This window comes from Streptomyces sp. NPDC127038, from assembly GCF_042725875.1.
Taxonomy (GTDB): domain Bacteria; phylum Actinomycetota; class Actinomycetes; order Streptomycetales; family Streptomycetaceae; genus Streptomyces.
This window is the reverse complement of sequence record NZ_JBHXDQ010000079.1, coordinates 14445-40805: the sequence shown is the minus strand read 5'-3', so window position 1 is coordinate 40805 and position 26361 is coordinate 14445. Positions and strand designations below refer to the sequence as shown.

General features: G+C 71.8%; 21 protein-coding genes. 7 read left to right on the top strand and 14 right to left on the bottom strand.

What is annotated here, in order from left to right; genetic code table 11:
* Positions 1 to 126 precede the first annotated feature (126 nt).
* From ACFWI4_RS36145 to ACFWI4_RS36115, 7 genes are all read right to left on the bottom strand, one after another.
* Entirely contained in the window at positions 127 to 735 is a 609-nt protein-coding gene (locus ACFWI4_RS36145; RefSeq protein WP_387205257.1) for a dihydrofolate reductase family protein, read from the bottom strand.
* A gap of 142 nt (positions 736 to 877) precedes the next feature.
* Positions 878 to 1696: an AIM24 family protein gene (locus ACFWI4_RS36140; RefSeq protein ID WP_387205253.1), complete on the bottom strand. Its 819-nt coding sequence runs from the start codon at positions 1694 to 1696 to the stop codon at positions 878 to 880.
* 90 nt (positions 1697 to 1786) lie between these two features.
* The gene (locus ACFWI4_RS36135) at positions 1787 to 2623 is read right to left on the bottom strand and encodes a calcium-binding protein (protein WP_387205251.1); all 837 of its coding nucleotides are present in this window, start codon (positions 2621 to 2623) and stop codon (positions 1787 to 1789) included.
* A gap of 141 nt (positions 2624 to 2764) precedes the next feature.
* A protein-coding gene (locus ACFWI4_RS36130; RefSeq protein ID WP_387205249.1) for an IS5 family transposase occupies positions 2765 to 3573 on the bottom strand; the annotation gives its coding sequence in 2 pieces (ribosomal slippage) (positions 2765 to 3223 and positions 3226 to 3573; 807 coding nt in all).
* A gap of 125 nt (positions 3574 to 3698) precedes the next feature.
* Positions 3699 to 5081, bottom strand: coding sequence for an MFS transporter (locus ACFWI4_RS36125; protein ID WP_387205247.1), 1383 nt, complete (start codon positions 5079 to 5081; stop codon positions 3699 to 3701).
* Positions 5082 to 5664: 583 nt separating this feature from the next.
* Positions 5665 to 7320: an amidohydrolase gene (locus ACFWI4_RS36120; RefSeq protein WP_387205245.1), complete on the bottom strand. Its 1656-nt coding sequence runs from the start codon at positions 7318 to 7320 to the stop codon at positions 5665 to 5667.
* 196 nt (positions 7321 to 7516) lie between these two features.
* Complete coding sequence (locus ACFWI4_RS36115) at positions 7517 to 8479, bottom strand: Lrp/AsnC family transcriptional regulator (protein WP_385394851.1); 963 nt, start codon at positions 8477 to 8479, stop codon at positions 7517 to 7519.
* A 158-nt stretch (positions 8480 to 8637) separates the two neighbouring features.
* Here ACFWI4_RS36115 and ACFWI4_RS36110 point away from each other — a divergent pair, with 158 nt between their 5' ends.
* Both ACFWI4_RS36110 and ACFWI4_RS36105 read left to right on the top strand, forming a co-directional pair.
* Positions 8638 to 9660, top strand: coding sequence for a C-terminal binding protein (locus ACFWI4_RS36110; protein WP_387205243.1), 1023 nt, complete (start codon positions 8638 to 8640; stop codon positions 9658 to 9660).
* Positions 9657 to 10472: a class II aldolase/adducin family protein gene (locus ACFWI4_RS36105; RefSeq protein WP_387205241.1), complete on the top strand. Its 816-nt coding sequence runs from the start codon at positions 9657 to 9659 to the stop codon at positions 10470 to 10472. Before ACFWI4_RS36110 ends, ACFWI4_RS36105 begins: the two co-directional genes overlap by 4 nt.
* Positions 10473 to 10613: 141 nt before the next feature.
* On the opposite strand, the gene ACFWI4_RS36100 is transcribed toward ACFWI4_RS36105, so the two are convergent.
* Positions 10614 to 13430 (bottom strand): M4 family metallopeptidase, encoded by a 2817-nt coding sequence (locus tag ACFWI4_RS36100; protein WP_387205239.1) that lies wholly within the window; start codon positions 13428 to 13430, stop codon positions 10614 to 10616.
* A gap of 227 nt (positions 13431 to 13657) precedes the next feature.
* On the opposite strand from ACFWI4_RS36100, the gene ACFWI4_RS36095 reads away from it, so the two are divergent.
* The gene (locus tag ACFWI4_RS36095) at positions 13658 to 14677 is read left to right on the top strand and encodes a LuxR C-terminal-related transcriptional regulator (RefSeq protein WP_387205237.1); all 1020 of its coding nucleotides are present in this window, start codon (positions 13658 to 13660) and stop codon (positions 14675 to 14677) included.
* On the opposite strand, the gene ACFWI4_RS36090 is transcribed toward ACFWI4_RS36095, so the two are convergent.
* Both ACFWI4_RS36090 and ACFWI4_RS36085 read right to left on the bottom strand, forming a co-directional pair.
* A complete protein-coding gene (locus ACFWI4_RS36090; protein WP_387205235.1) occupies positions 14592 to 15449 on the bottom strand; it encodes a polysaccharide deacetylase family protein in 858 nt (285 codons plus the stop codon). The genes ACFWI4_RS36095 and ACFWI4_RS36090 overlap by 86 nt on opposite strands.
* Positions 15446 to 16831 (bottom strand): glycosyltransferase, encoded by a 1386-nt coding sequence (locus ACFWI4_RS36085; protein WP_387205233.1) that lies wholly within the window; start codon positions 16829 to 16831, stop codon positions 15446 to 15448. The genes ACFWI4_RS36090 and ACFWI4_RS36085 overlap by 4 nt, the downstream gene beginning before the upstream one ends.
* Positions 16832 to 16973: 142 nt before the next feature.
* Here ACFWI4_RS36085 and ACFWI4_RS36080 point away from each other — a divergent pair, with 142 nt between their 5' ends.
* Complete coding sequence (locus ACFWI4_RS36080; protein ID WP_387205231.1) at positions 16974 to 17405, top strand: BlaI/MecI/CopY family transcriptional regulator; 432 nt, start codon at positions 16974 to 16976, stop codon at positions 17403 to 17405.
* A gap of 230 nt (positions 17406 to 17635) precedes the next feature.
* Here ACFWI4_RS36080 and ACFWI4_RS36075 read toward each other — a convergent pair whose 3' ends face one another.
* Entirely contained in the window at positions 17636 to 18226 is a 591-nt protein-coding gene (locus tag ACFWI4_RS36075; RefSeq protein ID WP_387205229.1) for a hypothetical protein, read from the bottom strand.
* Positions 18227 to 18376: 150 nt separating this feature from the next.
* Between ACFWI4_RS36075 and ACFWI4_RS36070 the strand changes: the two genes are divergently transcribed.
* Positions 18377 to 19054, top strand: coding sequence for a response regulator transcription factor (locus ACFWI4_RS36070; protein ID WP_385394827.1), 678 nt, complete (start codon positions 18377 to 18379; stop codon positions 19052 to 19054).
* Positions 19047 to 20516 (top strand): sensor histidine kinase, encoded by a 1470-nt coding sequence (locus tag ACFWI4_RS36065; protein ID WP_387205226.1) that lies wholly within the window; start codon positions 19047 to 19049, stop codon positions 20514 to 20516. Before ACFWI4_RS36070 ends, ACFWI4_RS36065 begins: the two co-directional genes overlap by 8 nt.
* A gap of 25 nt (positions 20517 to 20541) precedes the next feature.
* Here ACFWI4_RS36065 and ACFWI4_RS36060 read toward each other — a convergent pair whose 3' ends face one another.
* On the bottom strand, positions 20542 to 22347 hold the full coding sequence (locus ACFWI4_RS36060) for a serine/threonine-protein kinase (protein ID WP_387205224.1): 1806 nt from the start codon (positions 22345 to 22347) through the stop codon (positions 20542 to 20544).
* Positions 22348 to 22532: 185 nt separating this feature from the next.
* Between ACFWI4_RS36060 and ACFWI4_RS36055 the strand changes: the two genes are divergently transcribed.
* Positions 22533 to 23282: a 3-oxoacyl-ACP reductase family protein gene (locus ACFWI4_RS36055; protein WP_387205222.1), complete on the top strand. Its 750-nt coding sequence runs from the start codon at positions 22533 to 22535 to the stop codon at positions 23280 to 23282.
* Positions 23283 to 23580: 298 nt separating this feature from the next.
* Here ACFWI4_RS36055 and alc read toward each other — a convergent pair whose 3' ends face one another.
* Together alc and allB are read right to left on the bottom strand one after the other, a co-directional pair.
* Positions 23581 to 24705: an allantoicase gene (alc, locus tag ACFWI4_RS36050; RefSeq protein WP_387205220.1), complete on the bottom strand. Its 1125-nt coding sequence runs from the start codon at positions 24703 to 24705 to the stop codon at positions 23581 to 23583.
* Between the two features lie 54 nt (positions 24706 to 24759).
* Positions 24760 to 26100 (bottom strand): allantoinase AllB, encoded by a 1341-nt coding sequence (gene allB / locus ACFWI4_RS36045; protein WP_387205218.1) that lies wholly within the window; start codon positions 26098 to 26100, stop codon positions 24760 to 24762.
* Between the last annotated feature and the right edge of the window lie 261 nt (positions 26101 to 26361).

Below are 26361 nucleotides of genomic sequence, written 5' to 3'. Positions count from 1 at the left end.
GGGGCGGCCCCGGGCCGGGGGGGCGGTGCCCGGCGCCCCCCCCCCCGGGGGCCGCCGCCCCGGCGGGCGCGGCGCGGGCGGGGATCACTCCCCGTCCGCGCCGCGTCGGGCCGCACGTCCGTACTTCTAGTAACTGCCGTACGTGGGACGGCCTTCGCGCTCGTACGTGTTGACCGCGATCCCCGAACCGGTGATCGTGCCGCCGGTGCGCCGGAACGCGGTGGGCAGGGCGCCCTCGGCGAAGAGGCGGCGGCCCCCGCCGAGCACGACGGGGAAGGTCATCAGGTGCAGCGTGTCGATCAGGCCGAGCGCGAGCAGGGACTGGGCGAGGAGGGCGCTGCCGTGGATCTGGAGCTCGCCCTCGGTGCGCTCCTTGAGGGCGGTGACCTCCTTGCCCAGGTCGCCGGTGATCACGGTGGTGCCCTCCCAGGCGGGGTCCGTGAGGGTCGAGGAGACGACGTACTTGGGCAGCGCGTTCAGCTTGGAGGCGATCGGGTCGGCCGGGTCGGTCATCTTCGGCCAGTAGCCCGCGAAGATCTCGTACGTGTGCCGGCCCAGCAGGAACGCCCCGACGCGGGAGAAGTTGTCGACGACGAAGTTCCCGAAGTCCTCGTCGCCGAAGGGAACGCTCCAGCCGCCCTGGCCGAAACCACCGCTGGGGTCCTCCTCGGGGCCACCCGGCGCCTGGTGGACTCCGTCGATGCTGACGAACGCGGTGAGGGTGAGCTTGCCCATGGCCGTGCCTGCTTCCTTGCGGTGGTCTGCTGACATCAGGACAGACCCCACCCGCGCCCGCAACTCATCGGTCCCGCTCCGCCGAGCCCGCGGATTCCGTCCTCGGGCCCCGCGCATTCCGTCCTCGGGGCCCGCGCGCGGCTCACCCCTCGTTCGTCGAGAACAGTCCGCCCGTCGGGCCCTGCTTGTCGCCGCCCTGGGCCTTTCTCAGGGCGTTGGCGAGGCTCTCGATGGTGAGCGACTGGAGGATCACCCGTCCGTCGCCCTCCAGCGTGGCCAGCGACAGGCCTTCGCCGCCGAAGACGGCGTTCATCAGCCCCTGCCGGTTGAGGCCGCCGATGCGCTGGACGCCGTACTGAATGCCCTCCTCGAAGGCGACGACGCAGCCCGTGTCGACCTCGATGCGGCCGCCGAAGTCGGCGGGGTTCAGGTCGATGAAGTTGCCCGCGCCGGCGATGATCACCGTGCCGTGGCCGGTGAACTTCTCCAGGACGAATCCCTCGCCGCCGCTGCGTCCGGTCCGGCCGCCCTGGAAGGCGATGCCGAACCGGACGGTCGACTCGGCCGCCACGAAGGCGTCCTTCTCGGCGAACCACGCGCGCGTGCCGTCGAGCTCCAGGGCGCGCATCTCACCGGGCAGCACGCCCGCGAAGCCGACGGTGCCCTCGCCTCCCGTGGAGGTGAAGTACTGGAAGGCCAGCGACTCGCCCGCGAGGGCGCGCTGGCCCGCCTGCATGGCGGTGCCCACGGCCTGGCGCAGCATGCCGCCCATGCCGCCGCCACCACCGCCCCGCTGCCCGCCGTCACCACTGCCCGACGGCCCGGAGAGCCGCGTCTCCATGGTCACGTTGGTGGTCTTGAACAGGAACTTTCCCGCCTCGCAGTAGACGGTCTGGCCAGGGCGCAGGTTGACGACGGCCATCTGCATGGCGTTGCCGACGATTTCTTGCTGAAGAGTCACGCGGGAAGAACGCGGGAGACGGAGCGAATGGTTCCGGCCGTTGCCCGTCGCGGCACCAGGTCGTGTCCGGCCGTTCCCGTCCGTCCGGTCCTAGCTCTGGTTGACGCGGTCGGCGCCGGGGCCGCCGGAGAGCGTGTCCGTGCCGGTGCCGCCGTGCAGCAGGTCGTCGCCGCTGTTGCCGTAGATCCTGTCGTTGCCGGAGTCGCCGTACAGCCTGTCGTCGCCCCGGCCGCCGGAGAGGAGGTCGGCACCGGCGCCGCCGTGGACGACGTCGTCGCCGTCGTCCCCGTAGAGGCCGAATTCCTGGCCCGAGGCGGTGCCCGTGAGGACGTCGTCGCCGGGGCCGCCGTGGCAGGTGGTGTCGCAGCCGGTGAGCGTGTCGTCGCCCGCGCCGCCGGACGCGCCGGTGCCGTAGACGCCCCCGCCGCCGTCGAGACGGTCGTTGCCGTCGTCCCCGTACAGCACGGCGCCGGAGTCGCCCTTGAGGACGTCGTTGCCCTTGCCGCCGCGGACGGTCTCCAGCGTCGGGCCGGTCACCGTCGCGGTGTCGTTGCCGTCGCCGAGGTCGACGTCGTAGACGTCCGCGTCGTGGGTGCCGCCGACGCCCGCCTCGGCCGTGCACTCGACGACTTTGTGGTCGGCCGCCGACGGATAGCGGCACGCGTTCGTGGAGAGGGCGATGTCGTACGTGTCACGGAAGGTGATGTGGGTTTCGTAGTAGTCCTCGGAGTCGACGTCGACGTCCTTCGCGGTGACTTTCAGGCGGTTCGCCTGTCCGGCGGCGGCTTTGTAACGGAATTCGCCGGCGGCGCGGCCGAGAGAGGCATGGCTCGCCGTGACGGCCTGGGCGGAGGACGCGGCGAACATGCCTCCTCCGACGGCGAGGGCGAGCGAGGCGGCGGAGGCGATGGTCGCGGACATACGCATGCGGAAACGGCCCTTCGGAAAAGGTGAGGGGACTCTGCTTTCGGTTCACGCGTTGTGACACCGCACTCCGGAAAGGGGTTGTAAGGGAATTCCCCTCGCTTTTGGCGGACGGCTCCGATTTCTCTGCCCTTAGACGTCGTTTCACTTGGTGAGTCGGCGGTGGTTGATGAGGCTGGTGGCGATGGCGGTGAAGGCCAGGAAGTGTTCCGGCTTGCGTTCATAGCGTCGGTGAAGCCGACGGCATCCGCCGAGCCAGGACATGGTGCGCTCGACCACCCAGCGGTGTCGGCCCAGCCGTTGTGAGTTCTCGACGCCGCGCCGGGCGATGCGAGGGGTGATGCCTCGTTCGCGGAGCCATTGCCGCAGGTAGGGATAGTCGTAGCCCTTGTCGCCGTGGAGCTTTGCGGGCCGGCGCCGCCGTGGTCCGCGGGGGCTGCGGACCGGTGGGATCCCCTGGATCAGCGGTTGCAGGGCGAGGCTGTCGTGGGTGTTGGCGGCCGAGATGGCGACGGAGACGGGCAGGCCGGCACGGTCGACGATGAGGTGGATTTTCGATCCCATCTTGCCGCGGTCGGTCGGATTCGGTCCGGTCAGCTGCCCCCTTTGAGGGCGCGGACGCTGACGGAGTCGATGGCGAATCGTGACCAGTCCAACGCTCCCTGGGCACCGAGTTCGTCGAGGATGACGCGGTGCAGGCGGGCCCAGACACGTTGCTGGCTCCACCGGGCGAAACGCCGGTAGACCGTGGGCCAGGCCGGCCCGAACACCGGCGGCAACTGCCGCCAGGAGCACCCTGACGTGGCCACGAACACGATCGCGGTCAGACATTCGCGGTCCCCGGCCCGCCGGCGGCCCCCGCCCTGCGCACGCACCACCACCGTCTCCGGCACCACCCGCCGAAACAACACCCACAGCTCATCCGACACCAGATGCTCAGCAAGACTCGTCATACCAACACAACGACTATCCCCGCCAAAGGAAACGTCGTCTTAACCCAGGGGCCATGGACGGGTGGCGAAAGGGCCGCCCCGGACATCCGGAACGGCCCTCAGCCCGCTGTCGGTGGGCGGCCGGCTCAGACGCCGGCGGTCACGTGCTGCGCTGCGACGGCCGGGGCCGACGCCGCCGTGCGCCGCCGGTGGTACGTCCGCAGCCGCAGCGTGCACCAGATGCCGATCACGGAGGCCGCCATCAGGGCGACGGCGGGCGGCCAGTACGCGCCGCCGGCCAGCGAGGACAGCCAGACGGCGGTGACCGGCGCGAAGCCTCCGAAGACCAGGTTGCAGACCTGGTACGAGAGCGAGATCCCCGTGTACCGGACGTGCGGGGCGAAGCCCTCGGCGAGGATCGCGGCCATCGGGCCGTACAGGGCGGACATCACGAACCGCATGGCGAGCATCATCACGTAGATCAGCGCGACGCTGCCGGTGTTCACCACCATGAACTGCGGGATCGACAGGAGCACGACGCCCGCGAGCCCGCCGACGACCACCTTGTGCGAGCCGATCCGGTCGCCGAGCAGGGCCAGGAACGGCGTGACGACCAGTTCCAGGAACGCGGCGAGCGAGAGGCCGTTGAGCAGCATCGACTCGGACAGGTGCCGGTCGTCCGTCCCGTACGACAGCAGGTAGCTGGTGACGACGTAGTAGCCGCCGGTCGCGGTGGCCAGCGAGAAGACGCCGACCAGGACCGTCCTCCAGTCCTTGCGCAGCACCTCGGCGACGGGGAGCCTGCTCACGGCGCTCCGCTTCCCGTCTTCCTTCCCGGCCTGCTCGTTGCGCTTCTGCTCGGCGTGGATCTCGTCCATCACCGGCGAGTCCTCCAGCTTGGTGCGCACCACCAGGCCGATCCCGACGAGGACGGCGGAGGCCAGGAACGGCACGCGCCAGCCCCACGAGTGGAAGGAGGCGTCACCGAAGAGGTTCATCAGGCTGAACATGCCGGTCGACAGCAGCGCGCCGACGGACGAACCGAGCTGGGCGAAGGAGCCGAAGAAGGTGGCCTTGCCCTTGGGCGCGTTCTCGACCGCGATGAGGACGGCGCCTCCCCACTCGCCGCCGATCGCCAGCCCCTGGATCAGGCGCAGCACGATCAACAGCACCGGGGAGAGGACGCCGACCTGCTTGTAGGTGGGCAGCAGGCCGATCGCGAAGGAGGCGAAGCCCATCATCAGCAGGGTGATGACGAGGGTCTTCTTGCGGCCGACGCGGTCACCGATGTGACCGAACACGATGCCGCCGAGCGGGCGCAGCAGGAAGCCGACGGCGAAGGTGGCGAAGGCCGAGATCGTCTTCAGCGAGGTCGGCATGTCGGCCGGGAAGAAGACGTCGTCGAACACGATGGCCGCGGCCGTGGCGAAGGCGTAGAAGTCGTACCACTCGATGGACGTCCCGGACAGGGCGGCGAGGGCCGTTCTGAACGGGCTCTGCGGAGTGCGCGGGGTGGTGCGGTCCGGCACGGGGACCTCCGGCGGGAGAGGGCGGTCGGGGACGGGAACTGCGGCGGTGTGGGAGAGGTTCCGGAATGGGTACCGGACCCGGCGACCGGGCCACGAACGGGATCGTCCGGCCGCCGGGAGAACTGGGGTGGAGAGGCGGGACGGGGGCTGACCCTTGGCAGGGGCCGGCCCTCGGCGGGGGCCGGCCCCTCGGGAAGATCGGGCCCTCGGCGGGAGCCGACCCTTGGCGAGACCGGGCCTTCGGCGGGACCCGGTCCTCGTGAGGAGCCGGCCCTCGGCGGGAGCCGAACCGTGCCGGCAACCGGCCCGCAGCCCGAGCCGACCCATGGCAGGAGCCAGTACTCGGCCAGAGCCGACCAACGGCCGGTCCTTGGCGGGAGCCGACCAGTGCCGGCAACCGGCCCGCAGCGCGAGCCGACCCACGGCAGGAACCGGTCCTCGGCGAGAGCCGGCCTCGACAGGAGCCGACCCCTGTCGGCAACCGGACCGCTGCGCGAGCCGGCCTCGGCCGGAGCCGAACCGTGGCAGGAGCCGGCGCCGGCGGAGCCGGTCCGCGGCGGGTCGGGTGCCGTGGTGCCGTGGGTCAGCGGCCCGGAGCGGCCCAGGCGCGGGTGCCGCCGACCCAGGTCTCGCGTACCCGGATCCCGGTGAGCTCGTCGGCCGGCACGGTGAGCGGGTCGGCGTCCAGGACGCAGAAGTCGGCGAGCATACCGGGCGCGAGGGCGCCGACCGCGTGCTCCCGGTGCAGGGCGGCGGCCGCCGCGCCGGTGTGCGCGTGCAGACCGGCCTCGACCGGCAGCCGCAGCGATTCGTCGCCGAGGACCGTGCCGAGCACGGTCCGGCGCGTCGCCGCGGCGGCCACGGCCTCCAGCGGGGCGGGCGGGGCGACGGGCGCGTCGGAGGAGAAGACGACCGGGACGCCGGCCCCCGGGCAGTGGCCCGCCGGGTTGTAGCGGTGGCCCATGTCGCCGATCGCGGTCAGGGTGCCGTCGCCGGTGCGCAGATGGTGCTGCGGCTGCATGACGGGGATGACACCGAGCTCGCCCATGCGTTCGATCTGCTCGTCGGTCGGCAGACCGGAGTGCTCGATGCGGTGGCGCATGTCCTCGCGCGGACGGTCGGCCTGCGCCTTCTCGATCGCGTCGAGCACCATGCCGATGGCGTACGGGGACTGCGCGTGCGTCGCGGTCTGGAGGCCGGCGGCGTGGGCGCGGCGGACGATCTGCGCGTACTCCTCGACCGAGTGGTACAGCTGCCCGTGGTGGCAGCAGTCGGCGGCGTACCCCTCGGGGAAGTACGCGGTCCAGCCGCCGAGGGTGCCGTCGGCGTAGAACTTCACGCCCTGAATACGGAACAGGTCGTCGCCGAAGCCGCGGACCGCGCCGAGTTCGAGGGCGGTGTCGAGCAGCGCGGAGGTCAGGTACGCGGAGACGCGCATGCGCAGGCTGCCGTCGGCGTGGGCGCGCAGATACGTCTCCATCTCGCGGCGCGAGACCTGGGCGTCGCCGATCGTGGTGACACCGGCGGCGAGGAAGGCCTCCTGGGCGCGCAGCAGGTGGTCGGCCATGATGTCGTCGGGCTCGGACAGGTGGAAGTTCGGGCCGTGGTTGCCGATCTTCACTCCGGCGGGTCCGGTGAGCAGGTCGCAGGCCGCGTCCCAGAGCTGTCCGTCGGGCTCCCCGTCCTCGAAGTGCCCGATGCTGCCTCCCTCGGGGGAGGCGGTGGCGGCGGTGATGCCGCAGGTGCGCAGGGCGTGGGAGTTGACGACGCCGCCGTGGCCCGAGGCGTTCATGACGTACACCTCGCGGTCGTCGGCGACGCGGTCGAGGTCGTGGCAGTTCGGGTGGCGGCCCTCGGCCAGGCGCCGGTGCTCGTAGCCGAAGCCGCGCACCGGGACGCCGGCGGGCAGGTCGCGGGCGGCCTCGCGCAGCACCTCCACCATGGTGTCGATGTCGCCGACCCGCTCGGGGCGCAGGTCGACCCAGGCGAGGGCCTGCCCGTACATGACCGGGTGGCAGTGGGCGTCGACGAAGCCGGGGTGGACCAGGCCGCCGTCCAGGACGAGTTCGGTGTCGGCGTGGCCGCCGAGCGCCGCGCGGGCTTCCTCGGCGGTGCCGACGTGCACGACGCGGTCGCCGCGGACGGCGAGGGCCTCGGCGCGGACCGGGGTGCCGGGGACGGCCACGGCGGCGCCGGTGACGAGCAGGGTGCGCTCGGGGGATGCGGACGGACGGGGCATGACTGGCCTGCTTTCGACCGGGGAGGTACAGGGGTGCGCCGACAGACGATTCGACTTCGAGAACCATAGATAGCGAACGACTGGTTGACCAGAGGGCCAGGCGAAGAATATTTGGTAAGTCGAATCGCGTCACGGCCTACGTATCGACTGCGAGACCCCTGGAGCGACGGCTCCCCCGGCCGGCGGCGCGGGCCCCTCAGGCGGGGCGCGGCCCCAGGTCGTACCGCTCCTTGACCAGCTCCAGATGGAGCCAGCTCTCCACCTCGCGCACGGCGGGCAGCGCCCGCATCTCCTCCAGCGTGGCGCGCACGGCGGCGAACGACTCCGCGGTGATCGTGCCGACCAGTTCCGCGCGCCCCAGGCACGTCGACAGGAACGTCACCCGCTCCAGGGCGGCCACCGGCTCCGCGACCCGGGCCGCCGCTCCGGCCACCCGCAGGCTGAACCCGCACAGATAGCCCATGCCGAGCACGTCGGGGCGCACCAGGGCGACCACCTTCGCCACGCCGCCGTCCAGGAGGCGCAGCGTGCGCGAGCGGGTGGCACCCGGCGACAGGCCGACCCGCCCGGCCAGTTCGGCGAACGGCAGCCGCCCGTCCTCCTCCAGTTCCGCGAGGATCCGCCCGTCCAGCTCGTCCTGGAGGGCGGCCGTCGGCTCCCCGGCCAGCAGGTACGGGTCCTTCACGTGCCGGGTCGCGACCAGCGGGTCCACCGTGCGCACGCCCTCCATGGCCCGGATGTGCTCGATGGTGCGCTCCAGCTCCGCGAACCCGGCCGTGCGCAGTTCCGTCATGATCGACCGCCGTCCGCTGGTCAGCGTCACGAAGGGCGCCTGGGGGAGCGCGGCGATGGCGCGCGCGACCGGGGCGGCGGCCCCCTCGGTGTCGATGGCCAGATGCGCCGAGGCGGTGAGCCGGTGCACGGCCGGATGGGCGATGGCCACGATCCGTACGGCTCCCGAGTCCTGGAGCCGCTGCACCCGCATCCGGGTCGCCGGACGGGACAGGCCCACCCGCTGGGCCAGCGTCTCGTAGGTCAGCCGGCCGTCGGCCTGAAGCCCACGCACGATCGCCAGGTCGGTCTCGTCGAGATCCACGGGCAGGTCCCCTCGGTCCTTGGTCGGCCCGGTCGTGGTTGGTGCGGCCGGGTCCGCGCTCATTGCTCATTCTCGGACAGCGCGCGCGGACCCCGGACAGCGGCTTCACCGTCCGGACCGGCGGAGTCCGACACCATCATCCCGTCCGGGGTGGACAAGACGAACAGCCGAAACGTAAGTTGCATCGCGTTGTGGCAATCGAATCATCTATGGAGCGTGGCGTGTCGCGACCCGTGGCTGTGATCACCGAGACGGAAGAGCTGGACCCGGGACCGGCGCTGAGGCTGCTCTCCGAGGCCGGTTTCGACGCGCGCTTCGCCGGCAGCCGTGACCCGGAAGCCATCGCGGCCGCCGCGCACGACGCCGACGCCCTGATCGTCGGGTACGCGCGCGTCGACGCCGCCCTGCTCGACCGGCTGCCCAAGGTGCGGATGCTCGCCACCATGTCGGCGGGACACGACATGATCGACACCGCCGAGGCGGCCCGCCGCGGGCTGTGGGTGGCGAACCTGCCGGACGCGGCCACCGAGGACGTCGCCGTGCACGCCCTCGCCCAGACACTCGCGCTGCTGCGGCACCTCCCGCGGGCCGACGCCGTGGTCCGGGGCGGCGGCTGGAACCACGACTTCACCGAAGTCCCGCGCCGCGCCAGCGAGTTGACCCTCGGCCTGGTCGGCTTCGGGCGCATCGCCCGCACCCTCGCGCGGATCGCGGCCCCCCTCTTCGGCCGGGTCGTCGCGTACGACCCGCACGCCGCCGACTGGCCCGAGGGGGTCGAACGGGCCGATCTGGACACGCTGGTGGCCGAGGCGGACGTCCTCTCGTTGCACACCCCGTCCACCGCGCGGACCCGGGGGATGGTCGACGGTCCGCTGCTCGCCCGGATGCGGCCCGGCGGCTTCCTCGTGAACGTCTCGCGCGGCGACCTGATCGACGCCGACGCGCTCCTGGCCGCCCTCGACAGCGGCCGGCTCGCCGGTGCCGCCCTCGACGTCTTCCCCACCGAACCGCCCGCCGCCGACGACCGGTTGCGCACGCACCCCCGTCTGCTGCTCTCCCCGCACAGCGCCTTCCGCACCGACGCCTCGCTGCGCGCCTACGTCCTGGGACCCGCGCGCAACGTCATCGCCTGGTGGACCACCGGACGCCCGCACACCCCGGTCGTCGTCCCCGGCCCGGCCACCGCCCCCGATCCCGCCGCCACCGCCCCCCGCACCGCCAGCGCACAAGGAGCCCCCGCGTGACCGACCTCCTCACCAGCCCCGTCAGCTCCGCCGGTTCCGTCACGCCGGACGCCGCAGCCGCAGCCGCTGAGGAACTGCGGCTGCGCCGCGAACTCGCCGCCGTCTACCGGCTGGTGGCGCACTTCCGGATGACCGACCTGATCTTCACGCACATCTCGCAGCGGCTGCCGGGACCCGACAACCACTTCCTGATCAACCCCTACGGGCTGCTCTTCGAGGAGATCACCGCCTCGAACCTGGTCAAGATCGACCTCGACGGCAACCCCGTCGAGCCGAGCCCGCACCCGGTGAACCCTGCCGGTTTCGTGATCCACAGCGCGATCCACCGGGCCCGCCCCGACGCGCACTGCGTGCTGCACACCCACACCAGGGCGGGCTGCGCCGTCGCCGCCCAGCGAGGCGGCCTGCTGCCGGTCAACCAGATTTCGATGGAGTTCCACGACCGCGTCGGCTACCACGACTACGAGGGCGTCGCCCTCAACCTGGACGAGCAGGAGCGGCTCGTCGCCGACCTCGGCGGCCACCCCGCGCTCATCCTGCGCAACCACGGCCTGCTGACCGTCGGCGACAGCGCCAAGCAGGCCTTCCTGCGCATGTACTACCTGGAGAAGGCCTGCGAGATCCAGGTCACCGCCCAGGCCGGCGGCACCCCGCTGATCCTCCCCTCGGACCAGGTCGCGGAGTACACCGCGCGGCAGCTCACCGGTGAGGGCGAGGCGTCCTCCGACTTCGAGGACCACGACGCCTACGACCTCGCCTGGGCCGCGCTGCTGCGGCTCGCGGACCGGATCGCGCCGGACCACAAGGACTGAGCGCGTACGTCACCACCCGCGCCGCGCGGCTCACCCCGTACGGCTCACCTCGTACGGCTCACCTCGCGCGGCTCACCGCGTTCACGGCGGAGCGGCCGGACTCCCCCGGGGCCCGGCCGCTCCTGTCCCTGTCCGGTCAGATCAGCACCGGCCGGCCGGGCGGTCCCGCTTCACGAGGTTCGTGTAGCCGGTGGTGCCGTCCAGCCAGAGCACGCGCTGCCCGCTGTCGGCGGCCGCGTACACCTGGTCGCCGCGGTCGCAGGACATGCGCTGCGGGCCGCCCGTGCCGTCGGGCGCGACCTGGTACAGCTTGGGCAGCGTGTCGTTGGCCCACGTGGTGGCCGGGGGCAGCGTGGTCACGGTGACCGCGTCGTCCGAGGCCGTCAGGGAGTAGGCGTACAGCGAGCCGTCGCCGGACTCCGGGGTGACGGTGGTCGGGCCCGAGCCGTCGAGCGCGGCACGCTCGACCGCGGCCTGGCCCGTGTCGGTGATGTCGTCGTCCTCGATCCAGTAGACGCCGTCGTCGCTCAGGGCGGTCTGGCCGATGCCGAGGGCCTTGCTCTTGTCGACCGGCATCAGCGTGGTCCTGCCGGTGGCGGTGTCGAGGACCTCGACGCCGAGCTTGTAGCCGTCGGACTCGGGCCACATCTTCGCGTAGGCGATCCTGCCGTCACGGACCGAGGGCAGCGCGGTGGCGATGGCGTAGCTGCCGTTGACCTGCTTGGTCTCGCCCGTCCTGATGTTCACGTACCAGACGTGCTGGAGGCCGTAGTACGGGTCGGGCACCGTGTAGGCGAGGATGCAGCCGTTCAGCACGAGCCCGGAGACGTTGGCCGCGGTGCCGCCGACGACCTTGTCGACGCCGCTGCCGACCGGGCGTACGTGGAAGTAGACGGAGGTCGAGGCGAACTCGGCCCAGGCGACGTTCTTTCCGTCCGTGGTCGCGTAGACGTTGTAGTTCCCGTTGTTGGGGCTCTTCTGCTCCGGTGTGCCCTTGCCGCTGGTGTTGCCGACCCACACCGAGTACGGCTCGCTGCCGTCCTCGTTGGAGCGGGACAGCGCGTACTTGCCGTTGCCCGCGCTCACGCCGGTGCCGGCCACGTTGACCTTGGACAGGATCGTGTCGGCGTCGACACCGATCGCCTTCTCCCAGCCGGGCACGATGCCGTGGGCGTCGAAGGAGGTCTTGACGGTCTTCAACTGGGCCTTGGTGACACCCAGTTCCTGAGCGGCGGCGATCACCGCGGCGCGGCCCTCGGTGAAGCCGTCCAGCGGGGTCATGTACGCGGACAGCGCCCGGTAGACGATCCGGTCGGCCAGCTCGCCGCCGAGGTCCTGGCGCATGTCCCACAGGGCGCCGGAGAAGATGGTGGAGTTGAGGTGCACTCCCCCGTTGTCACCGCGGTAGGTGACGCCGACGAAGTCCTTGGACGTGGTGTGGCCGTCGTTGAGGTCGCGCAGGGCGCACTCGCGCGGGCTCTTGGTGGTGCACAGGTCCTCGCCGAGGAGCCCCGAGTCCGGGTCGTCCATCGACTGGTGGTTGGCCTCCAGGTCGATGGCGTTGCCGAAGTAGTCCGCGAGGGCCTCGTTCATCGCGCCGGACTGGCCCGCGTAGACGAGGTTCGCGGTGTGCTCGACGACCCCGTGGGTCATCTCGTGGCCGACCACGTCGGCGTCCGCGGAGAACGTGCGGAAGTCGCCGCTGCCCTGGCCGTACACCATCTTGGTGCCGTCCCAGAAGGCGTTGTCGTAGGGCTGCCCGTTGGAGGTCACGCCCACCAGCGAGTAGATGTAGCCGTTCTTGTCGTCGAGACCGTTCCGGCCGAAGTGGTTCTTGTAGTAGTCGTAGACCTTGCCCGCGGCCCAATGGGCGTCGACCGCACCGGAGTCGGTGTAGTCCGCGCCGAGGTCGGTGGTGTCCGACTGGAACGTCTTGATGCCGCTCGGCCACACTCCGGACGCGGTGGAGACGTCACGGCCGCGGGCGTCGTACGTGGCGATCATCTCGCCGTTGTACGGGGTGTCCGCGGCCCGCTTGCTGTAGTCGATCATCTCGTAGACACCCTTGGTGTCCTTGTACAGGTTCAGCTCGGTCTTCTCGCCGTTGTAGCGAACACCCGTGCCCTTGACCACCAGTTGGTCGGCGGCCGTGGTCGCGGCGGCGTCCCCGGCCGGCGCCGTGTCCCCGGTGGCGCCGTCCGCGGTACCCGTCGCGCCGAAGGTCTCGATGCCGCTGTACTGCATCACCGGGAAGCCGGAGCGGGCGTCGACGTACACCTCCTGCCGCACCGGGGTGCCGTCGGAGCCGCCGGTCCCGGTGACGGTGATGTGCCGGGTGAGCACGCCGGTGCCCCGCGGCAGGATCGTCATCCCCTGGTCCTCGCCCGTCAGTTGCGCCCCGCCCGCCTTCCGCCCCCCGGCCGGGACGCGCAGCGGACCTCCGCCCTGCTGAGCGGTGACGGCGCCGATCGCGCGCTCGATCGCGGTCTTCCCGGAGACCTTCGGGGTCACCGAGGAGAGCTTCAGACCGGTGAAGTAGTTGCCGGAGGTGCCCGTGACGGTCCGCTTTCCGTCCTTCGCGGTCATCCGGACGATGTACTGGCCGCCGAGGACCGGGACGCCCTTGTACTTCTGCTGGAGGCGGACCGTCTCCTTGCCGCCCTTCTCGGTCGTGGTCCCGGCCGAGGCCAGGTCCTTCGCCGAGGTGTCGGCTATGTGGTAGCGGCCCTTCCTGGCCCCGAGGTGGTCACGGGCCGCGTCGGCCGCGGTGCCGGTGGCGGCGGCCTCCTCATGCAGCCCGGTGACGAGCGAGGGCGTGTCGGTCCCGGTGCCCGGCGTCACGCCGGTCGCGTCGGACGCGGCCGCCGGGGCGGCGGTGTCCGCGTGGGCGGCCGGTACGGCCGTCACCAGCAGGCCCGCGGCGGCGAGCAGCGCCGCCGTGCCCTGGCCGACGGACATCCCGCCGTACCGCTTCCTCGCTGTGGCTGATCTCCTGCGTCCTGCACTCCGCACGGTTGCCCCTCCGGTGTCACAGCTGCGTGAACGGATATCGGATGCGGACATGCAAATGCCGGAGCGGGGGTGTGAACAATGCGTTCCAGGTGGGCACTTGTGTACGTGCACACTTGTGTGGCCTGCGGGAACACCACCTTGTGCGGCCTCGGAGAACGGGTGAGAATCCTGGTGTGGGTCGGGACACGCGGGACACGGTGGACGCACAGTGGCAGGCACTCGGACTGGGCGGCGAGGAACTCAGGGTCTACGAAGCCCTGCTGAGCGTTCCCGACCACTCGACCCGGGAGGCCCTGGCCCGGTCCACCGGGCTCTCCTCACCTCGGCTCGCGGCCGCCCTGGACCGGCTCTCCGAGCACGGGTTCACCCGGTCCGCCCGCGGCAGCACGGTGCCCGCCGCGATCGCCCCGGCCAGCGCGCTGCGCACCCTGATCCATGTCCAGCGGGCCGATCTGCTGCGCAGGTCCGCCGAGTTGGAGGAACTCACCGGCACGGTGGACCGGATGGCCGCCCGTCTCCTGGACTCCGCGCACGGTGCCCCCGCGCTCGGGATCGAGACGGTCAGGGGCGGCGAGGCGATCGCCGCGCGGGTGGCCGCCCTGCTGGTCTCGGCGCGCACGGAGGTGGCGCTCCTGGACCGGCCGCCCTACGCGGCGAGCGAGCCCGACGGCATGCCCTCGCCGCTGGACGTGGCCGAACCGGTGCGGCGCGGGGTGCGGGTGCGGACCGTGGTGGACCGCGAGGGCCTGAGCTTCCACGGCCGCGCCCGGGGGCTGGGCGACCTGGCGGCGCAGGGCGTGCAGATCCGCGTGGGCACCGATCTGCCGACAAAACTGATCACGGTCGACCGGCGGGTCACGTTGCTGCCGCCGACGGACGCGGCGGACCCGACGGCCTCGGCCCTGGTCGTGAACGACTCGCTGCTGAGCAACGCGCTCGTGCCGCTGTTCGAGGCGACCTGGGAACGGGCCGCGCCCATCGGGTCCGTGTCGGACGATCAGATCACGGACGAGGACCGGGAGTTGCTGACCATGCTCGCCTCCGGCCTGAAGGACGAGGCGATCGCCCGGCGCCTGGACATCCACGTCCACACGGTCCGCCGCCGCATCACCCGCCTGATGCGGTCCCTGAACACACAGACCCGGTTCCAGGCGGGAGTGCAGGCGGCCCTGCGGGGCTGGCTGACGGTGTGAGCACGGCCGGGCGCCGGGAAGGAGATCCGTGTTCGCGGAGCGGGCCGACCTCGTAACCCCGCTCCTCGCAGGTGTCGAGTATGCGCGGCAGGGCTCCGAGGGCGGAACGCCAGGCACCCGGTGCGGAGGTGCAGTCCGAGTCGTGGAGCAGCACGGTCCCTCCGCCGTACAGGTCGGCGACGACGGTGCGGTGGACGGACTCCGGGGTGGCCCTGGCCGTCCAGTCCTCGCCCCAGCAGGTCCACAGGACCGGGGTGAGCCCGAGGCGCCGGGCGGCGAGGTGGGCCGAGCCGGACATGACACCGTACGGGGGCCGGAAGAGCAGGGGCGTCGTGCCGGTGATCTCGGCGACGGTGTCGCGGGCGCGGGCCAGGTCGTCGTGGGTCGCGCGCGGGCCGCGCAGCAGCAGCGGGCGGTGCGCCCAGCCGTGCACGCCTATCTCGTGGCCCGCCGCCGCGATCTCGCGGACCAGACCGGGTGAGCGGTGTGCCTGGCCGCCGAGCAGGAAGAAGGTGGCCCGGACGCGCCGGGCGGCGAGGAGGTCCAGGAACGCGGGCGTGGACACGGGGTCGGGGCCGTCGTCGAAGGTGAGGGCTATGTGGTCCGCCCGGCCCTTGCCTGCGAGGCGGGGCATCACGCGGTTGCGCAGCGGCCCGAACGTGGAGACGACGGGTGCGCAGTGGACGGCGGCCAGCGCGGCCGGCACGGCCGCGGCGACGGCCGCGAGCACGGACGCCGCCCCGGACGGTCGCGTCGTGAGTGCTCGCGTCATGAGTGGTGTCCTTCCCGACCGTGACCGGAGGTGCTGGAGACGAGGTCCAGGTCGAGGTGCCGGCTCAGCGTGTGCACGAGCGTGGTGCCCTGGTAGCTGGTGGCGACCCCGGTCGCCACGGCGCAGGCCCAGACGGCACAGGCCACGGTGGCCGTGGTGGCCAGCCGCCGGGTGCGGAGGCGTCGCCGCCGGGTGGGCGGCGGCACCGTGAGCGACCGCCCGGAGCGGAGCACCCGCACGGCCTCCGCCGCCGGGCCGCCGTCCGGCGAGTCCGCGAACAGCGCGAGTCCCGCGGCGCGTTGGCTCTGCCCGAGCGGCCCGTTGACCAAGTCGTTGAGGATGTCCTTGAGTTGGGCCCGGTCGCGGATCCAGACGGCCACTCCGGCTTCGTCGAGGGCGTCGGCGTTGGTCAGGCCGTGACCGGGTATGCAGCCGTAACTGGCCACCGGCAGCCCGGCGGAGAAGGCTTCGAGGGTGGTGAGGCCGCCCGCGTTCTGCACCAGGACGTCGGCCGCCTGCATCAGGGCGGGCATGTCGTCGACCCAGCCGTGGACGTGCTCGATCCCGTCGGCGCGCAGCCGTGCGGCCAGCGCCTCGTTGCGGCCGCACACGACGACCGGGACGACGGCGCCGCAGTCGCGCAGCTCCTGGGCGACCTGCCGGACCGGGCCGACCCCCCACGACCCGGCGACCAGGAGGGCGAGCGGGGCTGTGGCGGGGAGCCCGAACCTCTTCCGGGCGAGGAGCCGGCGCCGCGCGTCGCAGGGACGGAAGCGGGGGTCGGCCACGGGTCCGCGGACGCGGACGTCCCCGGCTCCCGCGGCCCGCGCCTGCCCGGCGGGTACGGCGTGGGCGGCGAGATGGACGTCCACACCGTCCGCCACCCACAGGGGGTGCACCGAGAAGTCGGTGAGATAGGTGAGGACCGGGATGCCGAGACGTCCGTCGAGCCGGAGGTCGCCCAGGACGCGGCTAGCGCCCGGGTAGGTCGAGACTACGGCGTCGGTCTCGGGGTGCAGGGCCCGCAGGACACGGTTCTCGGCGGACCGCAGCAGGGCCCGGGCGCCGCGGCCGCCGCCTCCGGCGCGCTCGGTGCTGGAGTAGATCCGCTGGTAGAGCCAGGGGGCGCGGTCGAGCATCAGGTGGTACGCGTCCCTGACGGTCCGGCCGAGACGGGCGGGCAGGAGGTCGAGCAGGTCGTACCGGTCGACGGTGATCCCCTGCGCGGTGAGCCGGCGCTGGAGTTCGGCGGCGGCGCCGTCGTGGCCGGCGCCGACGCTCGCCGAGACGATCGCGATGCGCTCCGGGTGCGCCGCCCGGCCCCGCCCGGGGGCCGGCCCCGTGTCCGCAGGTGTCAGGTGCGCTCGTCCGCCGTTGGCCATGGGCTGTCCTCTGCGTAGGTGGGAGACCAAGCAACTACACGATGTAGTAGGCCGCGATCGAGACCGGAGCATACCTCCTACAACTTGTAGTAGGTCACCGGGGTAGCCTTTGCACGACGGCACGACGGCGGAAGGGCGAACGGTGAAGGACCCCAGGAGCGAGGGAGCCTCCGGCACGGCCGGCAGGCGTGCCCGCGGCGAGCTCGAGGGCTCCGTACTGGCCGCGCTCTGGTCGGCCGACCACCCCTTGACCGCCCGTCAGGTGCTCCAGCGGCTGCCGGCCGGGCTGGCCTACACGACCGTCCTGACGATCCTGTCCAGGCTGTACGACAAGGGCATGCTCGTCCGGCACCGCGAGGGCCGCGGGTACGCCTACGCGGCGGTCCGCGACGAGGCCTCGCACACGGCGCGGCGCATGCGGTCGCTGCTCGACGAGGGCTCCGACCGGGTGGCCGTGCTGAGCCGTTTCGTGTCCGAACTGTCCGACCAGGACGAGCGACTGCTGCACGAGCTGCTCTCCGCGCACGAGGAGCACCCGGGCCACGACGGCCACGACGGCCACGACGGGAAGTGAACCGGCGCCGACCGGTGCGCGGGTTCCGGCCGCTGTCACCGCCGTGCCGACCGTGCTCGTAGCACCGCGGGCCCGCACGCCCGCTCGTCCCGCACCCCTCGGTCGGGGCGCCGGCCGGAACGGGGCGCGCCGGTCACGGCGGCCGACCGTAGCCCCGTAGGAGCCCACGGACAGACCCCCTGTCGTCCGTGTGCGGCGCGGCCGGGGCCGCGCCGCCCGGGGTTACCGGCTCAGCCGTTCAGCACGGTGTTGCCGGTCACCGTGCCGCCGGCGCCGTCGACGGTGACCACGTGCCGCACCCCGTCGGGGCCGACGACCACGATCCGCCAGGCGGTGCCGCCGCCCTGCTCCGTGACCGGCGCCAGGGACTCGACCTTGCCGTCCTTGACCGCCGCGGTCGCCTTGCCCACGGCGTCCGCCGCGGAGAGCGAGGGCAGCGGGGCGGGAGCCTGGCCGGCCGACGGCACGCGGCCGTCCTTTCCGGGCACGCCGCCCTTGCCGTCCTCGATCCGGCCGTCGCGCCGCTCCATGCCGTCACGGCCGTCGCGGCCTCCGGGCACCGCCCGGAACCCGCCGCCCCACGCGGGTCCCTCGGCGGCCACCCTCTTGCTCTCGCCGCGGCCCTCCTCCTCGTGGTGGTGGTGGAACGCGGCCGCGGCCGCGCCACCGCCGATCACCACGACGGCCGCGGCACCGGCCACGGCCCAGCGCGCCCCACGGCCGCGCAGCCGGCGCCGGACCGGAGGCTTCGCCTCAGCCGTGGCGGGACGCTCCTCTTCCGGCTGTTCCTGCGGTTCCCCGGCACCTATGGATTCGCTCACTGCGCCCACCCTGATTTCCTGGCAAGGTCCGGGCCCTGCGCCCGGTCGTCCGCGCACAGCATCGCCGGAGTGTGCTGAAGACTTCCTGAAGACCTGAAGACGCCTTCAGCTTGGCGCCTCGCACCCCCGGCGACCTGCCACCCTGGGGGCATGCGCGTACTGGTGGTGGAAGACGAGCGGCGGCTGGCCCTGGCCCTTCAGCACGGCCTGACCGCCGAGGGCTTCAGCGTGGACATCGCCCACGACGGCGTGTCCGGGCTCGCCAAGGCCACCGAACACGCCTACGACGTCGTCCTGCTCGACATCATGCTGCCCGGCCTCAACGGCTATCGGGTGTGCCAGCGGCTGCGGGCCACCGGCAGCAACGTCGGCATCCTCATGCTCACCGCCAAGGACGGCGAGTGGGACGAGGCCGAGGCGCTGGACACCGGCGCCGACGACTACCTGTCCAAGCCGTTCTCCTTCGTCGTGCTCGTCGCCCGGCTGCGGGCGCTGGCCCGCCGCATCGGCAGCCGGGCCCCGCGGCGCACCGTGCTGGGGGACCTGGTCGTCGACTCCGCCGCCCGCACCTGCACCCGCGGGGGCGTGGCCGTCCCGCTCACCCCGCGCGAGTTCGCGGTGCTCGACCATCTGGCCCGGCGGGCCGGGGAGGCCGTCTCCAAGCGGGAGATCCTCGACGAGGTGTGGGACAGCGGCACCGACAGCGACCCCAACACCGTCGAGGTCCATGTCAGCGCCCTGCGACGCAAGATCGACACCCCGTTCGGGCGGGCCGCGGTGCAGACCGTGCGGGGTGCCGGATACCGGCTGGCGGCCGACGGTGGCTGAGCAGGATCCCACGATCCGGAAACCCGGACGCCCCCGCGTCACGAACGCCGCGCGCCGTCGTGCCCGTACCGCGCTGCGCCGTCTGACCGGTCATCCCCGGACGGCCGCGCTGATCCGCCGGCTGGCACCGAGCTCGGTCCGTACCCGCACCACGCTCGCCGCCTGCGCCAGCGTCGCCGTCGTCATGGTCGCCGCGTCGGCCGTCGTCGTGATGATGCTGCGCGGCAACCTGGAACGCACCGTGGAGACCGGCGGCCTCGCGCAGGCGAAGGACGTCGCCCGGCTCGCCTCCGCCGGGCGTCTGCCCGAACCGCTGACCCTCGGCCCCGGCACCGACTTCATCCAGGTCGTCGACGACCGGGGCAAGGTCGTCGCGCAGAGCCAGAACCTCGCCGGCCGCCCCGCGCTCACCCCCACCGGCAGTCACAACGGCCATCGGACGTACGACCTCGACGCCCTCGGCAAGGAACACCACCAGCGCGTCACCACGGTCACCACCCCCGCCCCCGGCGGCCCGGTCACCATCCACGTCGGGGCCTCGCTGCGCACCGCCGACGCCGCCGAGGACGTCACCACCGCGGCCCTGGCCGCCCTCAGCGCCCTGCTGATCTCCATCGTAGGCTTCCTGACCTGGCGTACGACCGGCCGCGCGCTGCGGCCGGTCGAGGCCATCCGCGCCGAGGTCGCCGCCATCGGCGACCGCGGGCTCGACCGCCGGGTCCCGGCCCCGCGCGGCGACGACGAGATCGCCCGGCTCGCCGACACCATGAACGCCATGCTGGAGAGGCTGGAGGCCGCGGGCACCCGGCAGCGCCAGTTCATCGCCGACGCCTCGCACGAACTGCGCAGCCCCCTCGCCGTACTGCGCACCCAGCTGGAGGTCGCGCTCACCCACCCCGATCCGGAGGTGCGCGACACCCTGGTGGCGGGTGCCCTCCAGGACACCGAGCGCCTCCAGACGCTCTCCGCCGACCTGCTGCTGCTCGCCCGCCTCGACGCCACCGGCCGGAGCAGGCCCACCGAGCCCGTCGACCTCGCCGACCTCGCCCGCACCACCGTCGCCGTCCGCTCCACCGACCCCCACCCGGTCACCCTGCACGCCCCGGGCGGCGTCACCGTCCCCGGCAACGCCCTGTGGATCGGCCGGCTGCTGACCAACCTCCTCGACAACGCCCAGCGCCACGCCCGCCGCAGTGTCACGGTGCACCTGTCCGAGGACCCGGAGACCGGCGACGCCGTCCTGGACGTCACCAACGACGGCCCTCCGATCTCCCCCGCCGACCAGGAGAAGATCTTCGAACGGTTCGCCCGCCTCGACGACGCCCGCAGCCGCGACGACGGCGGCACCGGCCTGGGCCTGCCGATAGCCCAGGACATCGCCGCCCTCCACGGCGGCACGATCACCGTCCTCGACACCCCGACCGGCACGACGTTCCGCACCCGCCTCACGACGGGCGACTAGGCCCGCCCGAGCGAGCACACCAGCCTCACGAGCCGTGCGGTCCCGGGCACTTCGTCAACGGCGGCTCGTTCGGGGCATCGGAATGCAGGAGCGGGGCAAGGTTGTCCTTAAAGGCTTTTTCCCACGGCGAGTTCCTTGATCCGCCACCCATGACATCCTTCAGTGCACTGCAGGCCGCGGTCTGAAGATCCTTGTTGCCCGAGGGAATGGCGACGCCATAGGATTCCGATCCGTCCATGGCGGCCAGCCTCTGTGTCTCCGGATGCTTGGCGGCGAGTCCCGCGATGATGACGTCATCGGTCGCCACCGCGTAAATTTTCGTCTTCGGACTCAGGAGATAGTCGACACACTTTTCGTATGTGGCGGGAAGATTCTTCGCCAGCGTCATCTCCTTCTCTTTGACCCAGGGAACGTAGGTCGAAGTCCTGGCGGTGCAGACTTCGGCACTGCGGTCGTTCTCCAGGTCGCTGATGTCCTTGAAGTGCCGATCTTTCCGCACCAACAGGCCGCGAAGCGAACGGTAGTACGGTCCGACGAAGGAGATTCCCGGGATTTTTTCCTTCCGGATGCTCCATGTCGCCAGGACGATGTCCACGTCACCGCCTGCCAGGCGAGCAGTCCGGTTGTCGGTCGTCACGGGGACGAATTGAACCTGCTTGGGGTCATCGGGGTTGTAGCCCAAACTCCTGGCCATCGCCTCGGCAATGTCGTCTTCGAAACCTTTGTAGTCTCCTTTGCCCGTCCGCTCGCTCAACCCGGGCTGATCCTCCTTGACACCGATCCGCAGCGGCCCGGGATGCCGAGCCGCGTAAGTAGCTTTCCCGTTTCCTGATACCTCCGGGGACGCAGCGGGCTCCTTGGCCTCCGCCGTACCGAAAATTCCCGGCGGGTGCAGCGCGAACGCAAGCGCAACGAGACAGCACAGAAGAAGCGCGAATGCGGCCACCCAGAGCTTGGCCACCGAAGGCCGTACCCGGCGAGCCGCCCTGGAGGAGTCGACGATCTCCTGCAGCTCCCTCTCCACCCAGCGGCCGTCCGGGCGTTTGTCCGGATTCTCCCGAAGAAGAACATCGATCACGTCGGCAAGCTGACCGTTGGCATACTTCAGGACTCGGTCCGGTGACCTGTGCACCGCGTCGAGTACCTCTCGGGCATTTTCTCCCTTGAACGGGCGTTCCCCCTCCACCATTTCATGAAGGGTGACCCCGAGCGCCCACAGGTCAGACTTCTCCGCTGCTGCTTCACCCCCCTTCCGGGACGGCTTGAGCCGCTCCGGAGCCATGTAGGGCAGAGTCCCCGGAGCCTGTCCCGGCTGGGTGATCCGTGTAGCGTCCTCGAACGTGGCGATACCGAAGTCCGTTAGCATCGCACAGCCGTTGTTCCTGAAAACAATGTTGCGCGGCTTCACATCGCGATGGATGACTCCGGCGGCATGTGCGGCATTAAGGCCTCGCGCGATATCGAGTCCGACTCTCGCCGCCTTCGGGACGGAGAACGGACCATCCCCCTTCAGCCTTTCGGCCAGAGAGTCATGACTCGCCAACTCCATGACGATCCAGAATTTTCCAGAATCCTCAAAGACGTCATGAACCGTCACCACATTTTCATGTGTGATCTTGGCGAGCGCCTTTCCCTCGCGCTTCACTCGTTGCGCCCATCGATTCCTGACGTCATCGTCCGATGATTCGATGTCAAAAATTGACTTAAGCGCAACTTTTCGTTCAAGGGAGGTGTCATCAGCCTCCCAAACCTCACCTTGACCACCAGCCCCAAGACGTTTCTGAAGCCTGTAACGCCCCGCGATCAAATCGCCCACGCTGTTGCCGTTCATCCACCCGCTCACGTAACTCCCCAAGTACGTATGGCGATTGGGATCATATGCCAGGAGGTCATTGTCGTATCGCGGTTTCGAAGCTTCCCGCAAAGAACCACCAGCCACGTCAGGGTTTCCCGTCCACCGAACTCGATGTCCGTTCGCCGCCAGCGGTGCGGTGGCGGGGGCGCTGGGATGGGGGCATGACTTCTCAGGGGAACATGAACGGCAAGGTGGCCCTCGTGACCGGCGGTGGCCGGGGTATCGGGGCCGCGACGGCGTTGCGGCTGGCCCGCGAGGGCGCGGACGTGGCCGTCACCTATGTGAGCGGCAAGGAGGCCGCGGAAGAGGTCGTACGGGATGTCGAGGCACTCGGGCGCAGGGGGCTCGCCCTGTGCGCGGACTCCGGCGACGCGGCCGAGGCCGGTGCGGTGGCCGACCGGGTGGTCGCGGAGCTCGGGCGCCTCGACGTGCTCGTCAACAACGCGGGGGTCGGTGTCCTCGGGCCGCTGGAGTCCCTGTCCCTGGAGGACGTGGACCGGGTGCTCGACGTGAACGTCCGGGGCGTGTTCCTGGCCTCCCGGTCCGCCGCGCGGCACCTCGGGGACGGCGGGCGGATCATCACCATCGGGAGCTGCATGACCCAGCGGGTGCCCGGACCCGGCGGAACCCTCTACGCCATGAGCAAGTCCGCGCTGATCGGCCTGACCAAGGCGCTGGCGCGCGAACTGGGCGATCGCCGGATCACCGCCAACCTCGTCCACCCCGGCCCCGTCGACACGGACATGAACCCGGCCGACGGCCCGTACGCCCCGGGCCAGAGCGCGATGACCGCGGCGGGCCGTTTCGGCACCGCCGAGGAGGTCGCGTCGATGGTCGCGTACCTGGCGGGGAGCGAGGCGGCGTACGTCACGGGAGCGGAGTTCTCGGTGGACGGAGGGCACGCGGCGTAACGGCGCGTCTGCGGGAGCGGGAGCAGGAGCAGGAGCGGGAGCGGGAGCAGGAGCGGGTGTCGGCCTGACCGGCCTGCCCGGGCGTCGCGGGCGTCGGGGGCGTCGCGGGCGCCACCGGCGGGACGGTCCGGCAGCAGTAGCAGCCCATGCGTCGCGGGCAGGCCCGCGTCGGGCCGCCAAGAGCGGCAGAGGGCCGGGCAAGGGGCGGGCGGGCAAAGGGTGTTCGCGCCGTGTGCGCGCGAACACCCTCGCGTCAGGCCGTGTCCCGTCCCGGACCGACCGCCCCCAACCCGACCGCTCAGCCGCCCAGTTCCCGGTGCCGGGTCCGCAGGGCCGATTCCCCTTCCTCCGTGAGGGAGCCGAAGAGGCGCAGGCGGGAGATTCCGCCGTCCGGGAAGATGTCGACGCGCGCGTGCGTGGCGACGGCGGGTGCCGTGAGGGTGAAGCGGTGGTTGGTGTCGGGCTGGAGGCGGGTGCGGGGCAGGATCTCCGTCCACTCCCCCGCCTCCCCTTCGCCGCCGCCGCGCACCGACACCGAGGCCCACCCTGCGCTGTTGCCCTTCAGATACGCGGTGTCGATCTCGACGGCCCGGATCTCGGACGGGGCGACGAGCCGGTAGCGGATCCAGTCGTGGCCCTCGTCGCGGCGCCGGCGCGTCTCCCAGCCGTCGTCCATCTTGCGCGAACGCCCCGGCTGGATGGTGTTGGTGGCGGGTGAGTAGAAGAGGTCGGAGGCGTCCTCGACCCGGCCGCCGTTCTCCAGGGCGACCACGTCGAAGGTGCCGAGGGCGGACAGCCAGCGTGGGTCCGGCACGACCTCCCCGTACACCCGCAGCCGCGCGATGCCCCCGTCGGGGTGCTGGTTGACGCGCAGGTGGGTGAACCGCTGCTCCACGGAGACGGCGAACCCGTTGGCCGCGTGACCGCCGACCGGCGTGCGCGGGACCAGGGTCGTCCACTTCACCTCGTCCGCGAGGAGTTCCTCGGGCGAGGGCGAACCGGGGACCGAGACCCCCTCGACCGACACCGCCTGCGGGTAGTTGCCGCGGAAGTGCGCCGTGTCGACGACGATCCCGCGGACGACACCGGGGGCGCCGAGTCGTACGAGGGCCCAGTCGTGGTCCTCGGCGGTCGGCCACGGGTGCTCGGCCGAGGCACCGCGGCGCCGCCGGGTCTCCCAGCCGTCCATGATCTTGCCCTTGTGGCCGAAGTGCTCGGGGTCGAACTCCGCCGCCCCGGGCAGCAGGAGGTTCTCGCGCTGGGCGAAGAACTCGTCGTTGGCGGCGACGACACCCGCGCCGAGCCGCCGGTCGGCCAGATCGGCGTACCGGGTGAACGGGAAGTCGGCGGTGCGGTAGTCCGCGTACGGGTCACCGCCTCCGTAGGGTTTCGCGTCTCCGGTGAAGCTCTGGGTCGCCGTCACGGTGATCAGGGGTTCCTTTCTGGAGTCCGGCCGGTGGGGGGGCGGGGGGGGGAACTAGGGCGTACGGGTCAGCAGATGACCCTGGGGACCGGTGAACTCGCCGTCCGCGAAGACCCGTTCACCGCGCAGCCAGGTCGACCGCACGACCCCGTCGAGGGTCCTGCCCGCGTACGCCGTCACCCGGTTGCGGTGCTGGAGCGCGGCGGGGTCGACGGTGAAGGACTCGTCGGGGGCGAACACCGCGAAGTCGGCGTCGTGGCCCGCCGCGATGGCGCCCTTGCGGCCGCCGAGGCCGACCAGTTCCGCCGTACGGGAGGACATCCAGCGGACCACGTCCTCCAGGCCGTGGCCGCGCCTGCGGGCCTCGGTCCAGACGGCGGACAGGCTCAGCTGGAGGCCGGAGATGCCGCCCCACGCGGTGGCGAAGTCGTCCGTCTTGAGGTCGGCGGTGGACGGCGAGTGGTCGGTGACCACGCAGTCGATCGTCCCGTCGGCCAGCGCCCGCCACAGCAGGTCCTGGTTGGCGGCCTCACGGATGGGCGGGCAGCACTTGAACTCGCTGGCGCCGTCCGGGACTTGCTCGGCGGTCAGGGTGAGGTAGTGCGGGCAGGTCTCCACCGTGAGCCGGACACCGTCCGCCCTGGCCGCCGCGATCAGCGGGAGCGCGTCGCTCGACGACAGGTGCAGGACGTGCACCCGCGCGCCGAGGCGCCCGGCCAGCGCGATCAGGCCCTCGATGGCGGTGTCCTCGGCGTCACGGGGGCGCGAGGCGAGGAAGTCGGCGTAGCGGGGGCCGCCCTTCTGCGGGGCGGCGGCCAGGTGGTGCGGATCCTCGGCGTGCACGATCAGCAGGCCGCCGAAACCGGCGATCTCGGCGAGGGAACGGGCGAGCTGCTCCTGGTCCAGTTCGGGGAACTCCTCGACCCCTGAGGGGGAGAGGAACGCCTTGAAGCCGAACACCCCCGCGTCGTGCAGAGGTTGGAGATCCTTGACGTTGCCGGGCAGCGCTCCGCCCCAGAAGCCGACGTCGACGTGCGCCTTGGAGCGGGCGACGTCCCGCTTCGTACGGAGACCGTCGACCGTCGTCGTCGGCGGGAGGGAGTTGAGCGGCATGTCGATCAGCGTGGTGATGCCGCCGGCGGCCGCGGCGCGGGTCGCGGTCCAGAACCCCTCCCACTCGGTGCGGCCGGGGTCGTTCACATGCACGTGGGTGTCGACCAGGCCGGGCAGCAGGACGTCGTCACCGAGGTCCTGCGACCGTGCTCCGGCCGGCACCCCGGCGTCGTACGGCAGCACGGCCGTGATCTTCCCCGCGGCGACCGCGACCGACGCGGCGCGTGTCCCCTCGGGGGTGATGACACGCGTCGAGCGCAGCACCAGTTCGGCTTCGGACACCCGGACCCCTCTCTCCGCCTGTGTCGACTCCGTTGCCGCCGGGTTGCTTCCGCGTCACGGAATTCAACGTTCTGTTGAAGGAGTCTTCACTTCGGGATCCCCGCCGTCAAGAGGCCCCTCCACCACCCTCGCCCGGCCCGGACCCGACGGGCCACCGGGCGCACCCGGACAGAGGGATTCCGTATTGCGGAACTCCACTTCCGTAGAGCAGAGTGGGCTTGTACCCTACCCGGCGGCCGATCCGGTGCCGGGTAGGCTGCG